We start from the raw sequence: 18,270 nt of genomic DNA on the forward strand, positions 1-18,270 counted from the left end.
CGGCGGCCTTACGGGGCGCTTGTGCGTACCGTCCCGTGGCCAGGGCGGGCGTCAGCCGCCGGTGGCCGTCGTACGCCCGCGGCCCGCGCCGGAGCCGTAGGGGCCGGTGGCGGTGCGGGGCACCCGGTCGGCGTGTGGCGGGCGGCGGCTGCCGGCCGGGCTGACCGGGGTCCGCTCGGAACGCACCGAGTGCTGGTGCTGGCGGACCGGATGGTGCTGGCGGGGCTCTGCGATCCGGGCGGTGGGGCCGCCGGGGCGCCCGGCCACGCCCACCGGCTCACGCGGCTGCAGTTCGTCGTCGCGGGCGATCCGCGGGGTGGCCAGAGTGGATCCGGCCACCGGCCGGATCGAGGGGACCGGAACCGGTACCGGCGCCCGGCCGCTGTGCTGGCGCAGTCGGTGCCACAGGCCGAGCAGCAGTACCTCGGCGCGGTACATCACCGGCTCAAGCCAGGGCAGGGCCAGCAGCACCAGAACGCCCGCGGCCCAGCCGAGCACCACATCGCTCAGCCAGTGGGTGCCGAGGTAGACGGTGGTCATGCCGACGCCGAAGGCGAAGCCCGTGGCGATCAGCGAGGCGACTCTGCGGGCCACCGGAGTGGTCCCCAGATATGCCAGAACACCCCAGGTGACCACGGCGTTCGCGGTGTGACCCGAAGGAAATATATCGCCGCCGGCCCACATCTCATTGGAGCCGACGGTCGTCGCGTAGTGCGGGCCCAGCCGTCCGAAGCCCAGCTTCACGGAGCCCACGGTGATGTTCAGCAGCAGCAGCGAGGAGCCGAGCACCAGCAGCGGACGCAGGGTGCGCTGCCGGTGGCAGCACCATCCCAGCCAGGCGGCGACCGCCACGGCGGTGGGGCCGCGCTGGCCCATGACGACGAAGTAGTCCAGGAAGGTGTGGAACTCCGGCCACTGCTTGTAGGGCCGGAACAGCATGACCTGCCAGTCCAGCTTCACCAGCCACGAGGTGGTGAGCACGCCGATGACGGTGGCCGCGTAGACCGCCAGAGTGGACCCGAGCAGCCAGCGGCGGGTGCGGGTCATGCGCGGTCGCGCGAGATCGGTCGGGCGCTCCTCCGCCTCGGGGAGCTTGTCTTCGGTACGCACCTAATCGACGTTACATTGCGTGACAGGCGGGTTCGGTCGATCAGGTCGCTTTGTGATGACGATGTGATGTGGACTTCGTCTCGTCGGCGGCTTTTGGCCGCGCCTTTCCGGCGTAATCCACGAGCGCACAGAGCTTTTGTGCGCACGGCCTTCCTATCGACGGTCAACGAGTCCTTTATGGATTTCTTACAGCGGCGTTTATCGGTGATTAGCCGTGCCGTTCCCACCCGTTTCCCGCGCCGATGCCGGGTCGATGCCGGGCCGACGCCGGTCCGTACGGGGCCGCCCGCCGGGCCGGTGCCGCTCGGCCGGATGGCCGGATCACGGCGGTCCCGAACCATGCAGCCAGAACGCCCCGTAGAGCGCGGAAGCCAGCCCCACCGAGCCCAGGACCAGCGCCGTGCGCACCGGACGCTGCCGGGCCAACGCCAGCGCGAGCGGCAGCAGCAGCGGGAAGGCGGGTATCAACAGCCGTGGTTTCGAGCCGAAGTAGCCCTTCGCGGTCAGCGCGAGCACCAGCACCGACCCGCAGTACGCCAGCAGCGGCAGCGGCTGGCGCTGCCGCACACCGTGCGCGTACAGCCACAGCAGCGCCGCGACACCGGCCAGCAGCGCGAGCCCGGCGGGGAGGGACGGGCCCAACAGCATCCCGCCGATGAAGCCCGCGAAGGCCAGGCCGCCGTCGAAGCCGTTCCCCCAGCCGTTCTGCACATCGAAATAACCGGTGACGCTGCCGGTCTCGAAGCCGACCCATCCCACATAGCCCAGCCAGCCCAGCGGTGCCAGCGCCACTCCGGCGAGCAGCCGGGGATGGGTGCGCCAGGCCCGCCGCCATCTGTCCCCGGGCAGCAGCTCGACGGCCGCCGCCACCCACAGCGCGGCGACCACCGCCGCCCCCACCGGCCGGGTGAGCCCCGCGAGGGCCGCGAGCACACCCGCCCACAGCCACTGGCGGGTCAGCGCCGCGTACACGCCCCAGGCGGCCAGCGCCGTGAAGAGCGACTCGGAGTACGCCATCGACTGCACGATCCCGACCGGCAGCACTCCCCAGAGCGCCGCCAGCACGGTGCCCACCCGCCGTCCGTACAGCAGATCGCCGACCGCGAAGATCCCCCACGCGGCGAACAGCGAGGTGACCCAGCTCACCGCAAGCCCCGCGTCGGCCGCGTCCAGCGGAGATATGGCCGAGATCACCCTCTCCAGCGTGGGCAGCAGCGGGAAGAATGCCAGGTTCGAGTGGATCGAGCCGTCTGCCAGACGCAGGGTGTAGCCGTACCCCTGCTCGGCGATACGGGAGTACCAGAGGGAGTCCCAGCGGGCCGCGAGAAGCTGGTGGGGACTCTTGTCCGCCACCGCCCCCCAGATCGCCAGAACCACCAGCCCGACCAGACGCGTCCCCGCATACACGAGCAGCGCGGGGGCGGCTCGGCGCAGCGCGGCGCGCACGGTGCGGCCGGGACGGCCGTCGTCGCTGCGCGGCACGGTGGCGGCATGGGCGAGATCAGTCACGGCGACGATTATCAAGCACGATCCGGATCGCCCGCGGCGCCTGTGGATAACCGTGAGTCCGACACCCTGGCGCCACCTCCATGACGCCAGGGCGACGCGGGCGAGCCAAGGGACAAAAGGGGAACGACGGAACGTACGCCTCCGTAACCGCCTCGTGTGCCAGGTGCAACATGACCTGCGGCACACGGTCGGCGCGCCGACTCGCGTACCCTGACCTCTCACTCGCGCCTTCGCCACCGGGTCACCGGACGCGTCCCCACGACGTGACGTTTCCGCCCCGCCGGGCGGATCGCGAGCGCAAGACCAGGGAGGTGCGTACATGTCCGGGACGACCACGGGCCGCGATCAGCGGACGGCGGGCGTTCCCCGGCAATGGCGCGGCACCGAAGCGGGCGGCGGTGCGAACCGCTGGGTTGTCCTGCTGGTGCTCTGCGTCAGCCTGCTGCTCGTAGCCGTCGACGCCACCGTGCTCCACGTGGCCGTTCCCGCCGTCACCGAGGACCTTCGCCCCGGCGCGATCGAGCTGCTGTGGATCGTGGACGCCTATCCCCTGGTGTGCGCGTCGCTGCTGATCCTCTTCGGCACCCTCGGTGACCGCGTCGGCAGACGCCGGGTGCTGCTGCTCGGCTACGGGCTCTTCGGCACCGCCTCGGCCCTCGCGGCCTTCGCCGCCAACCCCCAGATCCTCATCGGGGCCCGTGCCCTGCTGGGCGTCGGCGGCGCGATGATCATGCCCGCCACGCTGTCGATCCTGCGCCAGGTCTTCCCCGACCGCCGGGAGCGCGCCCTCGCCATCGGCATATGGAGCGCGGTGGCCGCCGTCGGCGCGGCCGTCGGCCCGCTGCTCGGCGGATTCCTGGTCGAGCACTTCTGGTGGGGCTCGGTCTTCCTGATCAACCTCCCGCTGATGGCGGTGGCCCTTCCGGTCGGCCGCTGGCTGCTGCCGGAGTCCACCGGCGAAGGCGACGGGCCGTGGGACGTGCTGGGCGCGATCATGGCGGCCAGCGGACTGTTCTGCGTGGTCTTCGGAGTGAAGCGGGTGGGCAGCGGCTTCGGTCTGCTGGAGCCGGTCACCGCCCTCCCGGCGCTGTGCGGCGTCCTGTTGCTGGTGCTGTTCGTCCGCCGTCAGCGGCGCCGGGCGCATCCGCTGGTCGATCTCAACCTCTTCGCCCGGGCGGCCTTTTCGATCTCGGTCGGCTGTATCGTCCTGGCCCTGCTCGCGCTCGTCGGCCTGGAGCTCATAGCGGCCCAGTACCTCCAGCTGGTACTGGGACTCACCCCGCTCGAGACCGGGCTGCGGCTGCTGCCGCTCACCTTCGCCGCCATGGCCGCGGGACTCGCGGGGTCCCGGATGCTCCAGGGGCTCGGCCCGCGCACCATGGTGGCGTTCGGCTTCGGGCTCACCGCCGCCGCGGTGCTCTCCCTCACCGTCATGGGCCAGTCCGACCAGCCCGCGGTGCTCTGCGGCGCCTTCATCGTCCTCGGCTTCGGCCTGGAGACCACGCTCTTCGGCGCCTATGAGTCCATGCTGAACGAGGCGTCCGCGAAGTCGGCCGGGGGCGCGGCCGCCATCGGCGAGACCTCCTACCAACTCGGCGCCGGAATCGGCATAGCGCTGCTGGGCAGCGTGATGAACGCCGCCTACAAGCCCGGTGTCTCCTCGGTCACCGGGGTGCCGCAGCAGGCCGGCGCCGACGCCGGACAGTCGCTGGGCGCGGCGTACGAGGTCTCCCAGGAGCTCGGCGGGGCGGCCGGGGAGGCGCTGCGCGCCGCCGCCCGCGCCTCGTTCGTCCACGGATTGCACGTCACGCTCGTGGTCAGCGCCGGTCTGCTGCTGATCGGCGCGCTGGCCGCGCTGCGGCTGCCGAAGACCATGGAGTGCGCCCCCGCCGACGAGGCCGCGTCCGCGCCGGGCGCCGCGGAGGGTCAGAGCGCCGCGGAGGGTCAGAGCGCCGGGGAGGGCCAGGGCGCCGGGGAGGGTCTGGGCACCGCGGACCGTGTGGACGCCGCGGAGGTCCCGAACGCCTCGCAGCTGCCGGACGCCGCTGAGCTCCCGGCCCGCCGCGACCGCGCGGCCGTCGTGGGCGCCGAGTCCTCCGGCTGACCTGGCGCGGAGCCACCGAACGGGCCCGAGTGGGTCTGGACGGCGGACGGGACCCGGCCGTAGCGTCGGAGCCGACACGGATGATCAGCGGTCCAGGGGCGGAGGGCGCGCCCGGCCACCGGTGGGCATCCGCCGCACCCGCCGTATCCCACCGGAGGCCGCTACCCATGTCCGCTGGCACCCTGCCGCCGTTCGACCCGAGCGACCCGCTGGGCATCGACGACCTTCTCGGGCCCGAGGACCTGGCGGTCCGCGACACCGTCCGGCAGTGGGCCGCCAACCGCGTGCTGCCGCATATCGCCGACTGGTACGAGCGCGGTGAGCTGCCCGGAATCCGCGAACTCGCCCGGGAGCTGGGCTCGATCGGGGCGCTCGGGATGTCGCTGACGGGCTATGGCTGCGCGGGCGCGAGCGCCGTCCAGTACGGACTGGCCTGTCTGGAGCTGGAGGCCGCCGACTCCGGGATCCGCTCCCTGGTATCGGTGCAGGGCTCGTTGGCGATGTACGCGATTCACCGCTTCGGTTCCGAGGAGCAGAAGCAGCGGTGGCTGCCGGGGATGGCCTCCGGGGAGATCATCGGCTGCTTCGGACTCACCGAGCCCGACATCGGCTCCGACCCGGCCGCCATGCGCACCCATGCCAAACGGGACGGTTCCGACTGGGTGCTGACGGGCCGCAAGATGTGGATCACCAATGGTTCGGTGGCCGGGGTCGCGGTGGTCTGGGCCCGCACCGACGAGGGCATCCGCGGATTCGCCGTGCCCACCGACACCCCGGGCTTCTCGGCTCCCGAGATCAAGCACAAGTGGTCGCTGCGTGCCTCCATCACCAGCGAACTGGTGATGGACGAGGTACGGCTGCCCGCCGACGCGGTGCTGCCCGAGGTCACCGGGCTGCGCGGACCGCTGGGCTGTCTCAGCCACGCCCGCTACGGCATCGTCTGGGGCGCGATGGGAGCGGCCCGCGCGTCGTTCGAGGCGGCGCTCGACTACTCCCGCACCCGTGAGCAGTTCGGCCGCCCGATCGGAGGCTTCCAGCTCACCCAGGCCAAGCTGGCCGATATGGCGGTGGAGCTGCACAAGGGGGTGCTGCTGGCCCACCATCTGGGGCGGCGGATGGACGCCGGGCGGCTCCGCCCCGAGCAGGTCAGCTTCGGCAAGCTGAACAATGTGCGGGAGGCGATCGACATCTGCCGCACGGCCCGGACCATCCTGGGCGCCAACGGGATCTCACTGGAGTACCCGGTGATGCGGCACGCCACGAATCTGGAGTCGGTGCTCACGTACGAGGGCACCGTCGAGATGCACCAACTGGTGCTCGGCAAGGCGCTCACCGGTCTCGACGCCTTCCGCTGAGGCGGCCGGGACGCCTCAGCCCCGGGCGAGTGAGCCGACCTGGGTGAGTTGAGCCGACCTGAGCGAGTGAGCCGAAGGGGCGCGACCCTGGCGAAAGGGAGAGCGCGCGGAGGCCCTGAGGAACGAAGGGCCGAGCACGGTCGACTGTCGTCAGGGGCTTTGGCGCCCTGGAGGCGAACCGAGCTCCCCAAAAGAGGGGCGCCGAGCACGGTCGACTGTCGTCAGGGGCTTTGGCGCCCCGGAGGCGAACCGAGCCCCCCGAAAAAGGGGGGCCTCAGCTCTGGTTGAAGAAGCCACCGATCGAGCGCTGGGACTCACCGCTGACGATCTGGTAGTCGGCCGGGGTGAGGAGGAAGACGCGGTTGGCGACGCGCTCGATGGAGCCGCGCAGCCCGAACGTCAGCCCTGCCGCGAAGTCGACCACGCGCTTGGCGTCGCCGGGCTCCATCGTCGTCAGATTGACGATGACCGGGACGCCTTCGCGGAACAGCTCCCCGATCCCCCGGGCGTCCCGGAAGCCGTCCGGGGTGACCGTGGCGATGCGTGTGCCCTGGTCCTGCGCGGCCTGGTCGGCCACCCGCACCCGCGGGTCGGTCACCCAGGAGTCGCCGGGCTCGGGTCCCTCGGCGTAGTCGTCGTCGTAGTAGCGCTCGTCATCGCTGTCGTCGACGAGGCCAAGCCAGGCACTCGCCTTGCGCACCGATCCCATGGACGCCTCCTTTCGCTAACGGTGTGTACTGTCCGCCCCTCTATGGTCGTCCATGATGCGGATGGTGTGCCACGTGGATTGCGGCCGCACAGGGGATTCGTGACGTTACTGGCACACAACGGCTGGCGCCATATCAGAGTTCCACCTGCTTAAGGGGGCTGACGGAGCGCTGGGTAGACTCCGCCGGGCCGGACGGGTGACGTCGGGGACGTACGGGTGAACGGGGATCTTTGTGTTTGGCATTATCCGGCCTTGCCGCCACCGTCTGTCGGAAAACTTGCGGACGGAGTGGATGGCGCATCTGTGCGGGTTGTGCCTCGCGTTGAGGGGTGACCATGGGCAGTTCGCCCGGATTGCCACCAATTACGACGGTCTGGTGATCTCCGTACTGGTTGAGGCCCAGGCTGGACGCTCCGACGACTGGCGGCGTACCGCCGGGCCGTGCCCGCTGCGCGGGATGCGCACCGCCTCCGTCGCGCAGGGCGAGGGCGCCCGGCTCGCCGCCACCGTCTCCCTGGTGCTGGCCTCGGCGAAGGTGCGTGACCATGTGGAGGACGGCGACGGGGCGTTGGCCCGGCGGCCGGTCGCCGCGGCCGCCCGTCGGGTCGCCGCCCGGTGGGACCGGGCCGGGGCGCGCAGTGGTGCCGACATCGGCTTCGACACCGCCGTACTGCTCGACGCGGTCGGTCGGCAGGCCGGGGTCGAGAGCGCGGCCGGGATCGGCACCTCACTGCTGACCATCACCGAGCCCACCGAGACCGCGACCGCCGCGGCTTTCGGCCACACCGCGATCCTGGCCGGGCGGCCGGAGAATCAGGCCCCGCTGGAGGAGGCCGGACGGCTCTTCGGACGGCTGGCCCATCTGCTGGACGCGGTGGAGGACCTGGTCGAGGACGCCGAGACCGGCGCCTGGAACCCGATCACCGCCACCGGCGCGGATCTCGCCGAGGTGCGCAGGCTCTGCGACGACGCGGTGCACGGCGTGCGGCTCGCCCTCAAGGACACCCGGTTCGCGAGCAAGGGCTCCGGCAAGCTGGCGCATGTGCTGCTGGCGCACGAACTGCCGCGCGCGGTGGACCGCGCCTTCGGCACCACCGGCTGCGCCCACACCACCGATGCCACGCACGGCGGGTCCGGCGCGCCGGAGCTCGAGATGCTCGGCCCCGAGGGATCCCAGGGCGCGCCGCCCCCGCAGTCGCCGTGGATCAACCCGCCCGGCGGCCCCGGCGGCGCGCCGCCCGAGCCGCCGAACCGGGGCCGCCGCCGCGGGCTGATAGCCGGCTGCGCGGTGTGGGCCGGGCTCTTCTGTACCTGTCAGGTGTGCTGCAAGGACCCGTACCACGACCCGTGGACCGGGGAGCCGCGCGAGGGTCTGTGCCACAAGTGCGATGACTGCTCGGACTGCTGCGATTGCTGTGACTGCTGCAACTGCTGTGATGGCTGCGATTGCTGTGACGGTTGCGACTGCGGTTGCGACTGCGGTTGTTGACGATCGGCTGAGCGCGGCCCCTTCCGTCCGAACTCACCGCCGAGGCCGCCGCGTTGACCGGCCGGAGCTCGGCCATCCGGGCCGCTGAGTTCCCCGGGTCGCCGAGTTCGTGGCCACCGCGCGGGAGTTGTGGGACTTCTGGATGCCGATCCGCTCGCGGCGGAATCCAAGTGGTGGGCGCTGTCGGAGAAGAAAGGGCTCTCCATCCGGCAGCCCGTCATCGAGGTGACCGGGCGGCAGTCGTTCATCGGCATCCCGGAGGCGGTCGCCGCCGAGGTGGCCGCTTTTGTACGGGGCGAGGCTGCCGACGGCATCACCTTCCTCCCGCATCCGCCCCGGCGGACTCGACGACTCCGTGGACCGGGTGGTCCCGCCGTTCCAGGAGCGCAAGGTGTTCCGCACCGCGTACACCGGCCGCGCCCTCCGCGACCATCTGGGGTTTCGCCATCCGGGAGGGGAGGGCTGAGGGGTTCCGTGACGGGTTCCGCACCGGAGCGGACAGGTATCGGGCGGACCGATGGAAACCGATGGAACCTGAGCGTCCGTAGCAGCGTCCTCATGGATACCCAGGGGATGGGCGCACCGCCCCGGCGGCCGGAAGCCGCCGGGGCCATGTGCCGGGCGCACGCCGACTGTTCCGGATTGTCCTCTTGCGCGCTGAGGGTAATGGCCCGAATACTTCGGGAAGCGCTTGTCAGGAACACGTCGGAAATCCCAGTTCGATGTGATCGTTGACTGCGCCTCACGGGCCTGCCCACCCAAGCGGACCCCCGATTCCCTCGGAGGAAGAGTTGAGGATCAAGCGCACTGCCCCCCACGGCACCCAGGCGAGACGCACGGCCCTGATCGCCGCCACCTCCGCGCTGCTGGCCGGAACGGCACTCGCCGCCCCCGCCGCCTACGCGGGAAGCGACCGGGTCACCACCTTCAGCGCGTCAGAGGCCAAGGCGGCGAGCGACGCCGTTCTCGAGGCCGATGTCGCGGGCACCGCCTGGTATGTCGACAAGGCGACCAATACCCTTGTGGTCACCGTCGACAGCACCGTCTCCTCGAGCGAGATCGCCAAGATCAAGGACGGCGCCGGTGCGAGCGCCGACGCGATCAAGGTCAAGCACACCCCCGGCAAGTTCGGCAAGCTGATCTCCGGCGGCGACGCCATCTACGCGAGCGGCTGGCGCTGCTCCCTCGGCTTCAACGTCCGCAACAGCAGCGGAGCCAACTACTTCGTCACCGCGGGCCACTGCACCGACGGCGCGGGCACCTGGTGGTCCAACTCCAGCCACACCACCACCATCGGCCCCACGGCCGGCTCCAGCTTCCCGGTCAATGACTACGGTCTGGTCCGGTACAGCGGCTCGGTCAGCCCGTCCGGCACCGTCGGCAGCCAGGACATCACCCGGGCCGCCAACCCCACCGTGGGCCAGACGGTCACCCGCCGCGGCAGCACCACCGGCACCCACAGCGGCCGGGTCACCGCACTGAACGCCACCGTCAACTACGGGGGCGGCGACATCGTCTACGGCATGATCCAGACCACCGTCTGCGCCGAGCCCGGCGACAGCGGTGGCCCCCTCTACTCCGGGTCCACCGCACTCGGCCTCACCTCCGGCGGCAGCGGCAACTGCTCCACCGGCGGGACCACGTTCTTCCAGCCGGTCGTCGAAGCGCTGAACGCCTACGGGGTCAACGTCTACTGATCGCCCGCCCCCGGCGTGACGGCCCTCACCGGCCCGTCCGCGCCCTCATCGGTCCGTTCACCCTCGCCGTCATCGGCATGCCACCGGCCCACCCCCACCGGCCGCCGGCATTCGGCGAAGGAGCCCCCGCCCGGAGTGCCGGGCGGGGGCTCCCCCCGGTCGTCGAGCCGGACTATCGTGGACATCAATACCCCAGATGGGGCATTGATCGTGATACGGACGGCAGGTGGCCGTGATGATCGGTGCGCTGGTGACAGTGATCGTGGTAGTGGCCTGCCTGGGTGTGGTCTGCGCCCTGGCGGCGGCCCGTGTGGTCAAGCAGTTCGAGCGGGGAGTGGTCTTCCGGCTCGGGAGGCTGCGGTCGGACGTCCGGGGGCCGGGGTTCACCATGATCGCCCCGGTCTTCGACCGGCTCCACAAGGTGAATATGCAGATCGTGACGATGCCCGTGCCCGCTCAGGAGGGCATCACTCGCGACAATGTGACGGTCCGCGTCGACGCGGTCGTCTACTTCAAGGTCGTGGACCCGGCCGAGGCGATCGTCGCGGTGGAGGACTACCGCTTCGCCGTCTCCCAGATGGCCCAGACCTCGCTGCGCTCGATCATCGGCAAGAGCGATCTGGATGATCTGCTCTCCAACCGGGAGAAGCTCAACCAGGGCCTTGAGCTCATGATCGACAGCCCGGCGGTGGGCTGGGGCGTCCATATCGACCGTGTCGAGATCAAGGACGTCTCGCTGCCGGAGACCATGAAGCGGTCGATGGCCCGCCAGGCGGAGGCCGACCGGGAGCGTCGCGCCCGGGTCATCAACGCGGACGCGGAGCTGCAAGCCTCCAAGAAGCTGGCCGAGGCCGCCGCGCAGATGGCCGACACCCCGTCCGCGCTCCAGCTGCGGCTGCTCCAGACGGTGATGGCGGTGGCCGCGGAGAAGAACTCCACACTGGTGCTGCCCATCCCGGTGGAGCTGCTGCGCTTCCTGGAGAGGGGGCAGCAGCCCCTGGAGGCGGGCCGGACGGAAGGGAAGCGGGAGGGCGCCGCCGAACGGGAGGCCGTTCCGGCCGCCGCTTCCGCCACCTCCGGCACCTCCGGCAGGGAAGGCCGGTCCGCGCGGCCGGTGCCCACCCTCACCGAACGCGAGCCGGAGCCGCGGCGGACCGTGGAGCGCTGACGGAGTGCTGACGGAGGGCTGACCCCGCGGCCGCGATCCCCGGCCCGCGCTCGGCCCGCGCCCGCCCGCGCCCGCCCGCGCGTGCGCGCCCGCCCGCGTTCGGCCCGTGCCCGCTCGCGCCCGGCCCGTGCCCGCTCGCGCCCGGCCCGCGCCCGCTCGCGCCCGCCCGCGTTCGGCCCGCGCTCGGCCTGTCCCCGGTCCGTCCCCTGCTCATGGCCCGTGGACGGTGATCGGAACCCATAGGGTCCTGCCCGCGCACCCTTCGTCGGTGCGCGGGCTTCGTCGTGCCCGTACACGGGGCCGTTTCGTGGATTTCACAGATATGACGTGAACACGCCCTTGTGTGGCCCCGGAACCCCTGGGAATACTCGGCGGCGAGTTGGCATGGACGCGCCCTGATAGGGCAGACGCCCCCCTGCCGCCACGTCCTCCGGGTCCGGCACCCCACTGCCGAACGGGCCCAACCCCCCACTGGAGGTTCTGAGTTGAAGCACCGCCGCATACCCAAGCGTCGTGTCGCCATCGCCGGAGCCGGCATAGCGGCTCTGGTCGCCGCGGGACTCACCTTTCAAAGCGCCCACGCCGCCCCGGCCGACCAGCCGGACTCCCTGTCGGTGAAGGCCGCGGGCAAGCTCGCACACAGTCTCGTCTCCTCGCTGGGTGCTGACTCCGCGGGCAGCTACTACGACGCCGAGGCCAAGAAGCTCGTGGTCAACGTGGTGAACGACGCCGCCGCGGACAAGGTCCGCGCGGCCGGGGCCGAGGCCAAGGTGGTCAAGTACACCGTGGCCCAGCTGAACTCGGCGCGGGCGACCCTCAAGGACAAGGCCACCATTCCCGGCACCGCGTGGTCGGTGGACCCCAGAAGCAACAAGGTCGTCGTCACCGCGGACCGCAGCGTCAAGGGCGAAGCGCTGGCCAAGCTGACCGAGGTCACCGGTGGTCTCGGTGACAAGGTCGAGGTCAAGCGCTCGAAGGGCACGTTCTCGACCTTCATCGCCGGCGGTGACGCCATCTGGGGCGCCGGCGGGCGCTGCTCGCTCGGCTTCAACGTGGTCAAGGACGGCAAGCCGTACTTCCTGACCGCCGGGCACTGCACCGAGGCGATCAAGAGCTGGTCGGACTCGCAGGGCGGCGAGGAGATCGGGGCCAACGAGGGAAGTTCCTTCCCCGGCAATGACTACGGCCTGGTCAAGTACACCAAGGAGGTCGAGCACCCGAGCGCGGTGGATCTCTACAACGGCAGCACTCAGGCCATCGCCAAGGCGGGCGACGCCACGGTCGGCCAGAAGGTGCAGCGCAGCGGCAGCACCACCCAGGTGCACGACGGTGAGGTCAAGGCCCTCAACGCGACCGTCAACTACCAGGAGGGCACGGTCGAGGGGCTCATCCAGACCAACGTCTGCGCCGAGCCGGGCGACAGCGGCGGCTCGCTCTTCGCGGGCGACACCGCGCTGGGGCTGACCTCCGGCGGCAGTGGTAACTGCTCCGGCGGTGGCGAGACCTTCTTCCAGCCGGTTCCGGAGGCGCTGGACGCGTTCGGCGCCTCGATCGGCTGATCCCGCGCGCCAGTTCCCCTGGTCCGCACCCAAGGCAGAGGCCCCCCGGACACCCGTGGACGGTGTCCGGGGGGCCTCCCCTTGCCCTGCGTTCGGTGGTGCGTGGTGCGTGGTGCGTGGTGCGGTAGTGCGGGGGTGGTGCATCGTTCGGTGCTGCGCTGCTCGGTCGTTCGCCGTCAGAACCCGAAGACCTGGGTGGTGACGGCGTTCCTCTCGCAGTTGTTCCCGAAGGTGTGCTCGTACGAGATCCGGCGGCCGTCCCAGATCCCCTCGGCGGTGACGGTCACCGGCCGCCACTCCTTGGTGCAGACCCGGCCGGGCTCAGCCGACAGCGTCAGCGAGTTGAACGCACCGTCGACGGCGCGCAGTTCGCTGCATGCCTTGGCGGGCGCCGGGTGGGTACCGGAGGGGGTGGGCTGACAGCTGAGCGTCACCGCCCGCTGTACGTCGGCCGTGGCCGCGTCCGCGCCGTAGCCGACGGTGAGGACCAACGCAGAGGCCGGGTACAGGCTGTCGGGCTGTGCGGGCGCGGCGTTCGCCGTGCCGCTCGCACCGATCCCCAGCGCGGCGCTCAGAGCCACGGCGGCCCCCAGACCGATCGCCCCTGTGGTCTTCCGCATTTCGAACGCTCCCTTGCTCGTGGTTTCAGATACCGGACGGAGTTCTACGCCGTGCGCACCAGGAACGCATGTCGATCGAACACTTCCGGTCGCTATATGTAGTCATTCAGTGGCTTATTGTCGCGCGCGGGGGGTGTCGCTCCGCGGAACGCCGCGTAGCGAGCGGATGCGCGGCAGGTGGGGCGAACCGGTGGGAGTGCGCCCGGCGTGGAGGTGTCCGGAGTGTCCGCCGGTTCAGGAAACGACATGCTCAGAGCACTCGTATGTGATCAGGAACGGCCATATGGGACAGCGGGTGATGATCCGTCCGTCATCTGCCCCGGGCATGGGGTCCGATGGGCGCGTGGACGAGATCCTGCCAGCGCAAGGCGACCGGCGGGCGGGTGCTCAAAGGGCCCTCGGGGCCCGGAGCGGTGGTGTGCAGCGCGCGGTCAGCTGTCCAGGTCGCGGCTCAGGGGGCCGCTCTGCCGCCCCCAGCCGTAGGCCCGGCCGGCCCGCAGCCGCACCACCAGCCGCCGGTCGGCCACCATCGCGGCGCGGAACTCCTCCCAGTCCGGATGCTCGCCCTGGATGGCGCGGTAGACCTCGACCAGCTCGTCGGCGGTGGCGTCATGGGGGTCGGTGGTCACCGGGGTCAGTTCGGCGTCGCCCTCGGCCACCAGATAGGAGAAGCGGTCCTGGCTGGTGACGTAGAAGCTGGCGCGCGGATCGCGGCGCAGATTGCGGGTCTTGGCGCGGTCGTCGGTGACCGAGATGCGGATCAGCCGGGTGGCCGGGTCGTAGGTGAAGGCGACATTCGACAGCTGGGGTCGTCCGTCGCGCTTGAGGGTGACCAGCGCACCGGTGCGCTGCTCCCGCAACAGCCCGAGCAGGGCGTCCTGGGAGGGCGTGGCGGAGTCCCCGGGGTGCTCGGTCATAAGGGTCGAGCGTAGGCGGCGAACGACCGGTCTTCGCGGTGCGACACGCGGAATGTCGGGGCGTTTTGCGTGCTTATGGTGTATATGGAAGGACGGTCCAACCGACTCGCACGCTTGTTCGAGAATGGGGTTATGGTGGGGCGTGGGACGAACAGGGTCGGTCAGGGGGTGTGAGCAGCGGGAGGTGCGGATGCCAGGTTTCACGCATCTGCACACCGCGTCCGGATTCTCCATGCGGTACGGTGCCGCGCATCCGGAGCGGCTGGCGCAGCGCGCCGCCGAGCGCGGCATGGACGCGATCGCGCTGACCGACCGCGACAGCCTCGCCGGAGCGGTGCGGTTCGCCCGCGCGTGTGAGGCCGCGGGAGTGCGACCGCTCTTCGGGGTGGATCTGGCCGTCCGGGCGGAACCCCCGGAGCCGGGGCATACGGTCCGGCGCCGCACCCCGGTGCGCGGTGGGGCGTTCATCGATGAATCCGCGCCACGTGTGGTCTTCCTCGCCCGGGACGGCGCGGCCGGATGGGCCGCGCTGTGCGGGCTGGTCTCCGCCGCCCACGCCGACCTCGACCACCGCGGCTCCGCCCGTACCCAGGGCGGCGGACCGCCCCTGCTGCACTGGCGCGACCTGATCGGCGGCGGTGGCGGCGCGCTCTCCGCGCTGACCGTGCTGCTCGGCCCCGACTCCGATGTCGGCCGGGCCCTGGCCGCCGGACGGCCCGACCGGGCCGCCCGGCTGATCGCCCCCTGGCGTGAACTCCTCGGTGACGCCCTGCGTCTGGAGGCCGTGTGGCACGACCGCACCGGCACCGGCCCCGGCTCGCTGCGGCTGGCCGCCCGTACCGTCGGCTTCGCCGCCGAACAGGGCGTACGGGCCGTGCTCAGCAACGCCGTGCGCTACGCCGACCAGGGGGAGGGCCCGGTCGCCGATGTCCTGGACGCCGCCCGCCGGCTGGTCCCGATCGATACCAGCCACCCCGGCTCGCTCGACAGCGGTGAGCGCTGGCTCAAGGGCCCGCGGGACATGGCGGGGATCGCCGAACGGATCGTGGAGGCGGCGGGGATGCGGCGGGACGCCGCGTACCGGCTGCTGGAGGAGACCCGGCGCACCGCCGCCGAGTGCCTGGTCGACCCCGAGGACCACATCGGCCTCGGCAGTGTCCACTTCCCCGAACCGCGGCTGGTCGGTGCCGGACGGCGCAGCGCCGAGCGGGTGCTGCGGTCGCGCTGCGCCGCCGCCATGGTGCTGCGCGGCTACGACCGCGACCGGGTGCGCTGGGAGCGGCTGGAGGACGAGCTGCGCACCATCGAACGGCTCGGCTTCGCCTCGTACTTCCTCACCGTCGCCCAGGTCGTCGACGACACCCGCGCGCTCGGGGTCCGGGTGGCCGCCCGCGGTTCCGGCGCGGGCTCGTTCGTCAACCATCTGCTCGGTATCGCCCACGCCGATCCGGTGGCCAACGGGCTGCTGATGGAGCGGTTCCTGTCGGTGCGGCGGGCCGCGCTGCCCGATATCGACATCGATGTGGAGTCCGCGCGCCGCCTCGAGGTCTACCGCGCCATCTTCGACCGCTTCGGGGCGGAGCGGGTCGCGACCGTCGCGATGCCCGAGACCTACCGGGTGCGCCATGCCGTACGGGACGTGGGCGCGGCGCTCGGCATGGACCCGGAGGAGGTGGACCGGCTCGCCAAGTCCTTCCCGCACATCCGGGCCCGCGACGCCCGCGCGGCCCTGGCCGAACTGCCCGAACTGCGGGCGCTACGAGAGGCGACCGCCGAGCAGGAACGTTTCGGCAAGTTCTGGGAGCTGGTCGAGGCGCTGGACGCGCTGCCCCGTGGTCTCGCCATGCACCCCTGCGGGGTGCTGCTCTCGGACGCCGGACTGCGGGCCCGTACGCCCATCGTGCCGACCAGTGGCGAGGGCTTCCCGATGTCCCAGTTCGACAAGGACGACGTCGAGGAGCTGGGGCTGCTCAAACTCGATGTGCTCGGGGTACGGATGCAGTCCGCGATGGCGTATGCGGTGGCCGAGACCGAACGGGTCACCGGGCGCACGCTGGACCTCGACGACCCGGCGCAGGTCCGCCCCGGCGACCCGGCCACCTACGATCTGATCCGCTCCACCGAGACGCTCGGCTGCTTCCAGATCGAGTCCCCGGGACAGCGTGATCTCCTCGGACGGCTCCAGCCCACCTCCTTCCACGACCTCGTGGTCGACATCTCGCTCTTCCGGCCCGGCCCGGTCGCCGCCGACATGGTGCGCCCCTTCATCGACGCCCGGCACGGCCGCAAGCCGCCGCGCTATCCGCATCCGGACCTGGAGGAGGCGCTGCGCGAGACCTACGGCGTGGTGGTCTTCCATGAACAGATCATCAAGATCCTTTCGATCATGACCGGTTGTGAACGGGACCTCGCCGACGAAGCGCGGCGTGCGCTGTCCGACCCCGAACGGCAGGGGCGGGTACGTGCCTGGTTCCGGGCGGAGGCGTCGAAGCGGGGCTACCCGGCGGAGGTGCTGGCGCACACCTGGGAGATCGTCGAGGCGTTCGGCTCGTACGGCTTCTGCAAGGCGCACGCCGTCGCCTTCGCGGTGCCGACCTACCAGTCCGCCTGGCTCAAGGCGCACCACCCGGCCGCCTTCTACGCCGGGCTGCTCACCCACGACCCCGGGATGTACCCCAAGCGGCTGCTGCTGGCGGACGCGCGGCGGCGCGGGGTGCCGATCCTTCCGCTGGATGTGAACCGCTCGGGGGCCGCCTATCGAATCGAACTGATGTCCGGCGGCGGCTCGTCGGGTGATGGCCCGTCCGGCGGCGGCCCGTCCGGCGGCGGCTCGTCGGATGACGGCCCGGGTATCGGGGTCCGGCTGGCCCTCTCCGACGTCCACGGCATCAGCGAGGCGGAGACCGGGCGGATCGCGGCCGGACAGCCGTACTCCTCGCTCCAGGACCTGTGGCTGCGCGCCCACCCCGGACGGCCGGTGGCCGAACGGCTGGCCCAGGTCGGCGCGTTGGACGCGTTCGGTACGAGCCGCCGCGACCTGCTGTTGCAGATCGCCGAACTGCACCGGCAGCAGCGGGGCGCCGCCCGGCACAGCGGCGCGGGCCAGCTCCCGCTGACCGAGGCCGAGCCCGCCGCCCCCGCCGGACTCCCCGACCTCGACGCGGACGAACGCCTCGGCGCGGAGCTCGGCATCCTCGGCATGGACGTCTCCCGCCATCTCATGGGCGACCACCGGGACTTCCTGGAGGAGCTGGGCGCGATGTCCGCCAAGCGGCTGCGGGACGCCCGGCACGGCGAGACCGTGCTCGTCGCCGGGGCCAAGGCCGCCACCCAGACCCCGCCGATCCGCTCCGGCCGCCGGGTCATCTTCACCACCCTCGACGACGGCACCGGCCTGGTCGACTGCGCGTTCTTCGACGACAGCCACGCCGCGTGCGCGCACACCGTCTTCCACTCGTGGCTGCTGCTGGTACGCGGGGTGGTCCAGCGGCGCGGTCCGCGCAGCCTCAGCGTTGTCGGCTCGGCCGTCTGGAACCTCGCCGAACTGGCCCGGCTCCGCCGCGAAGGCGGCCTGGAGGCGGTCGCCGCCGAACTCGCGGCGGGCCCGGACGACGGTACGCGCGAACCGGCCGGGGCCGACTCCGGCCGCCGCATCCAGATGTCCACCGGCTACGCCATGCACCCGTGGGCCGACCTCCAGCCCGCGGGCGACCAGTCCGCCACCGGCCGCAAACTGTGGCACGCCAGCCCGGGGAGCGCGGGATGACCCCCGACCGGGCCCCCGAGCCCCGTACCGACGCCCTCCGCGGCCCCCGCCCGGCGCCACGGCCCGCACCCGCCGATCCGGTGGTGGGGTCCACCGAACCTCCGCCGGGGGGCGGGCCATCGGTCGGCGCCCCGCCCTCGGCGGGCGGATCCGCCGGGTCCCTGGCGAGGGAGCGGTCCACCGGGTCGGCTGGGCGTACCGCGCGTCCGGCGGGTGCCGCCACGTCTGGGCGACTGGGCTCGGCGTCCGAGCCGTCCACGCCCGCGG

12 protein-coding genes and 1 pseudogene are annotated in these 18,270 nt (G+C 71.8%); 8 read left to right on the plus strand and 5 right to left on the minus strand.

Going from position 1 to position 18,270, the window contains the following annotated elements; all coding sequences use genetic code 11:
* Positions 1-51: 51 nt before the first annotated feature.
* Both AC4BEG_RS27565 and AC4BEG_RS27570 read right to left on the minus strand, forming a co-directional pair.
* Entirely contained in the window at positions 52-1,110 is a 1,059-nt protein-coding gene (locus tag AC4BEG_RS27565; protein ID WP_490702423.1) for a phosphatase PAP2 family protein, read from the minus strand.
* 321 nt (positions 1,111-1,431) lie between these two features.
* Positions 1,432-2,619 (minus strand): hypothetical protein, encoded by a 1,188-nt coding sequence (locus AC4BEG_RS27570; protein WP_490702424.1) that lies wholly within the window; start codon positions 2,617-2,619, stop codon positions 1,432-1,434.
* Between the two features lie 319 nt (positions 2,620-2,938).
* Between AC4BEG_RS27570 and AC4BEG_RS27575 the strand changes: the two genes are divergently transcribed.
* Together AC4BEG_RS27575 and AC4BEG_RS27580 are read left to right on the plus strand one after the other, a co-directional pair.
* Positions 2,939-4,723: an MFS transporter gene (locus tag AC4BEG_RS27575; protein ID WP_490702425.1), complete on the plus strand. Its 1,785-nt coding sequence runs from the start codon at positions 2,939-2,941 to the stop codon at positions 4,721-4,723.
* A 167-nt stretch (positions 4,724-4,890) separates the two neighbouring features.
* Positions 4,891-6,078: an acyl-CoA dehydrogenase family protein gene (locus tag AC4BEG_RS27580; RefSeq protein WP_490702426.1), complete on the plus strand. Its 1,188-nt coding sequence runs from the start codon at positions 4,891-4,893 to the stop codon at positions 6,076-6,078.
* A 274-nt stretch (positions 6,079-6,352) separates the two neighbouring features.
* On the opposite strand, the gene AC4BEG_RS27585 is transcribed toward AC4BEG_RS27580, so the two are convergent.
* Entirely contained in the window at positions 6,353-6,787 is a 435-nt protein-coding gene (locus AC4BEG_RS27585; RefSeq protein ID WP_490702427.1) for a cell division protein SepF, read from the minus strand.
* 232 nt (positions 6,788-7,019) lie between these two features.
* On the opposite strand from AC4BEG_RS27585, the gene AC4BEG_RS27590 reads away from it, so the two are divergent.
* From AC4BEG_RS27590 to AC4BEG_RS27610, 5 genes and pseudogenes are all read left to right on the plus strand, one after another.
* On the plus strand, positions 7,020-8,276 hold the full coding sequence (locus AC4BEG_RS27590; RefSeq protein WP_490702428.1) for a DUF5685 family protein: 1,257 nt from the start codon (positions 7,020-7,022) through the stop codon (positions 8,274-8,276).
* A gap of 147 nt (positions 8,277-8,423) precedes the next feature.
* A pseudogene (locus AC4BEG_RS27595) lies at positions 8,424-8,742 on the plus strand (F420-dependent methylene-tetrahydromethanopterin reductase); the annotation flags it as partial.
* Positions 8,743-9,067: 325 nt separating this feature from the next.
* Complete coding sequence (locus tag AC4BEG_RS27600) at positions 9,068-9,973, plus strand: S1 family peptidase (protein WP_490702429.1); 906 nt, start codon at positions 9,068-9,070, stop codon at positions 9,971-9,973.
* Between the two features lie 235 nt (positions 9,974-10,208).
* Entirely contained in the window at positions 10,209-11,141 is a 933-nt protein-coding gene (locus tag AC4BEG_RS27605) for a slipin family protein (protein WP_490707222.1), read from the plus strand.
* A gap of 485 nt (positions 11,142-11,626) precedes the next feature.
* Positions 11,627-12,700 carry a S1 family peptidase gene (locus AC4BEG_RS27610; protein WP_490702430.1) on the plus strand — a complete coding sequence of 358 codons (1,074 nt, stop codon included), beginning with the start codon at positions 11,627-11,629 and terminating at the stop codon, positions 12,698-12,700.
* 176 nt (positions 12,701-12,876) lie between these two features.
* On the opposite strand, the gene AC4BEG_RS27615 is transcribed toward AC4BEG_RS27610, so the two are convergent.
* Both AC4BEG_RS27615 and AC4BEG_RS27620 read right to left on the minus strand, forming a co-directional pair.
* Entirely contained in the window at positions 12,877-13,320 is a 444-nt protein-coding gene (locus tag AC4BEG_RS27615) for a subtilase-type protease inhibitor (RefSeq protein WP_490702431.1), read from the minus strand.
* A gap of 431 nt (positions 13,321-13,751) precedes the next feature.
* Entirely contained in the window at positions 13,752-14,237 is a 486-nt protein-coding gene (locus AC4BEG_RS27620; RefSeq protein ID WP_490702432.1) for a PPOX class F420-dependent oxidoreductase, read from the minus strand.
* 190 nt (positions 14,238-14,427) lie between these two features.
* Here AC4BEG_RS27620 and AC4BEG_RS27625 point away from each other — a divergent pair, with 190 nt between their 5' ends.
* Positions 14,428-18,003, plus strand: coding sequence for a DNA polymerase III subunit alpha (locus AC4BEG_RS27625; RefSeq protein WP_490702433.1), 3,576 nt, complete (start codon positions 14,428-14,430; stop codon positions 18,001-18,003).
* The last annotated feature ends 267 nt before the right edge of the window (positions 18,004-18,270 follow it).

The sequence above is a fragment of the Streptomyces sp. JLBJ103 genome (assembly GCF_058215575.1).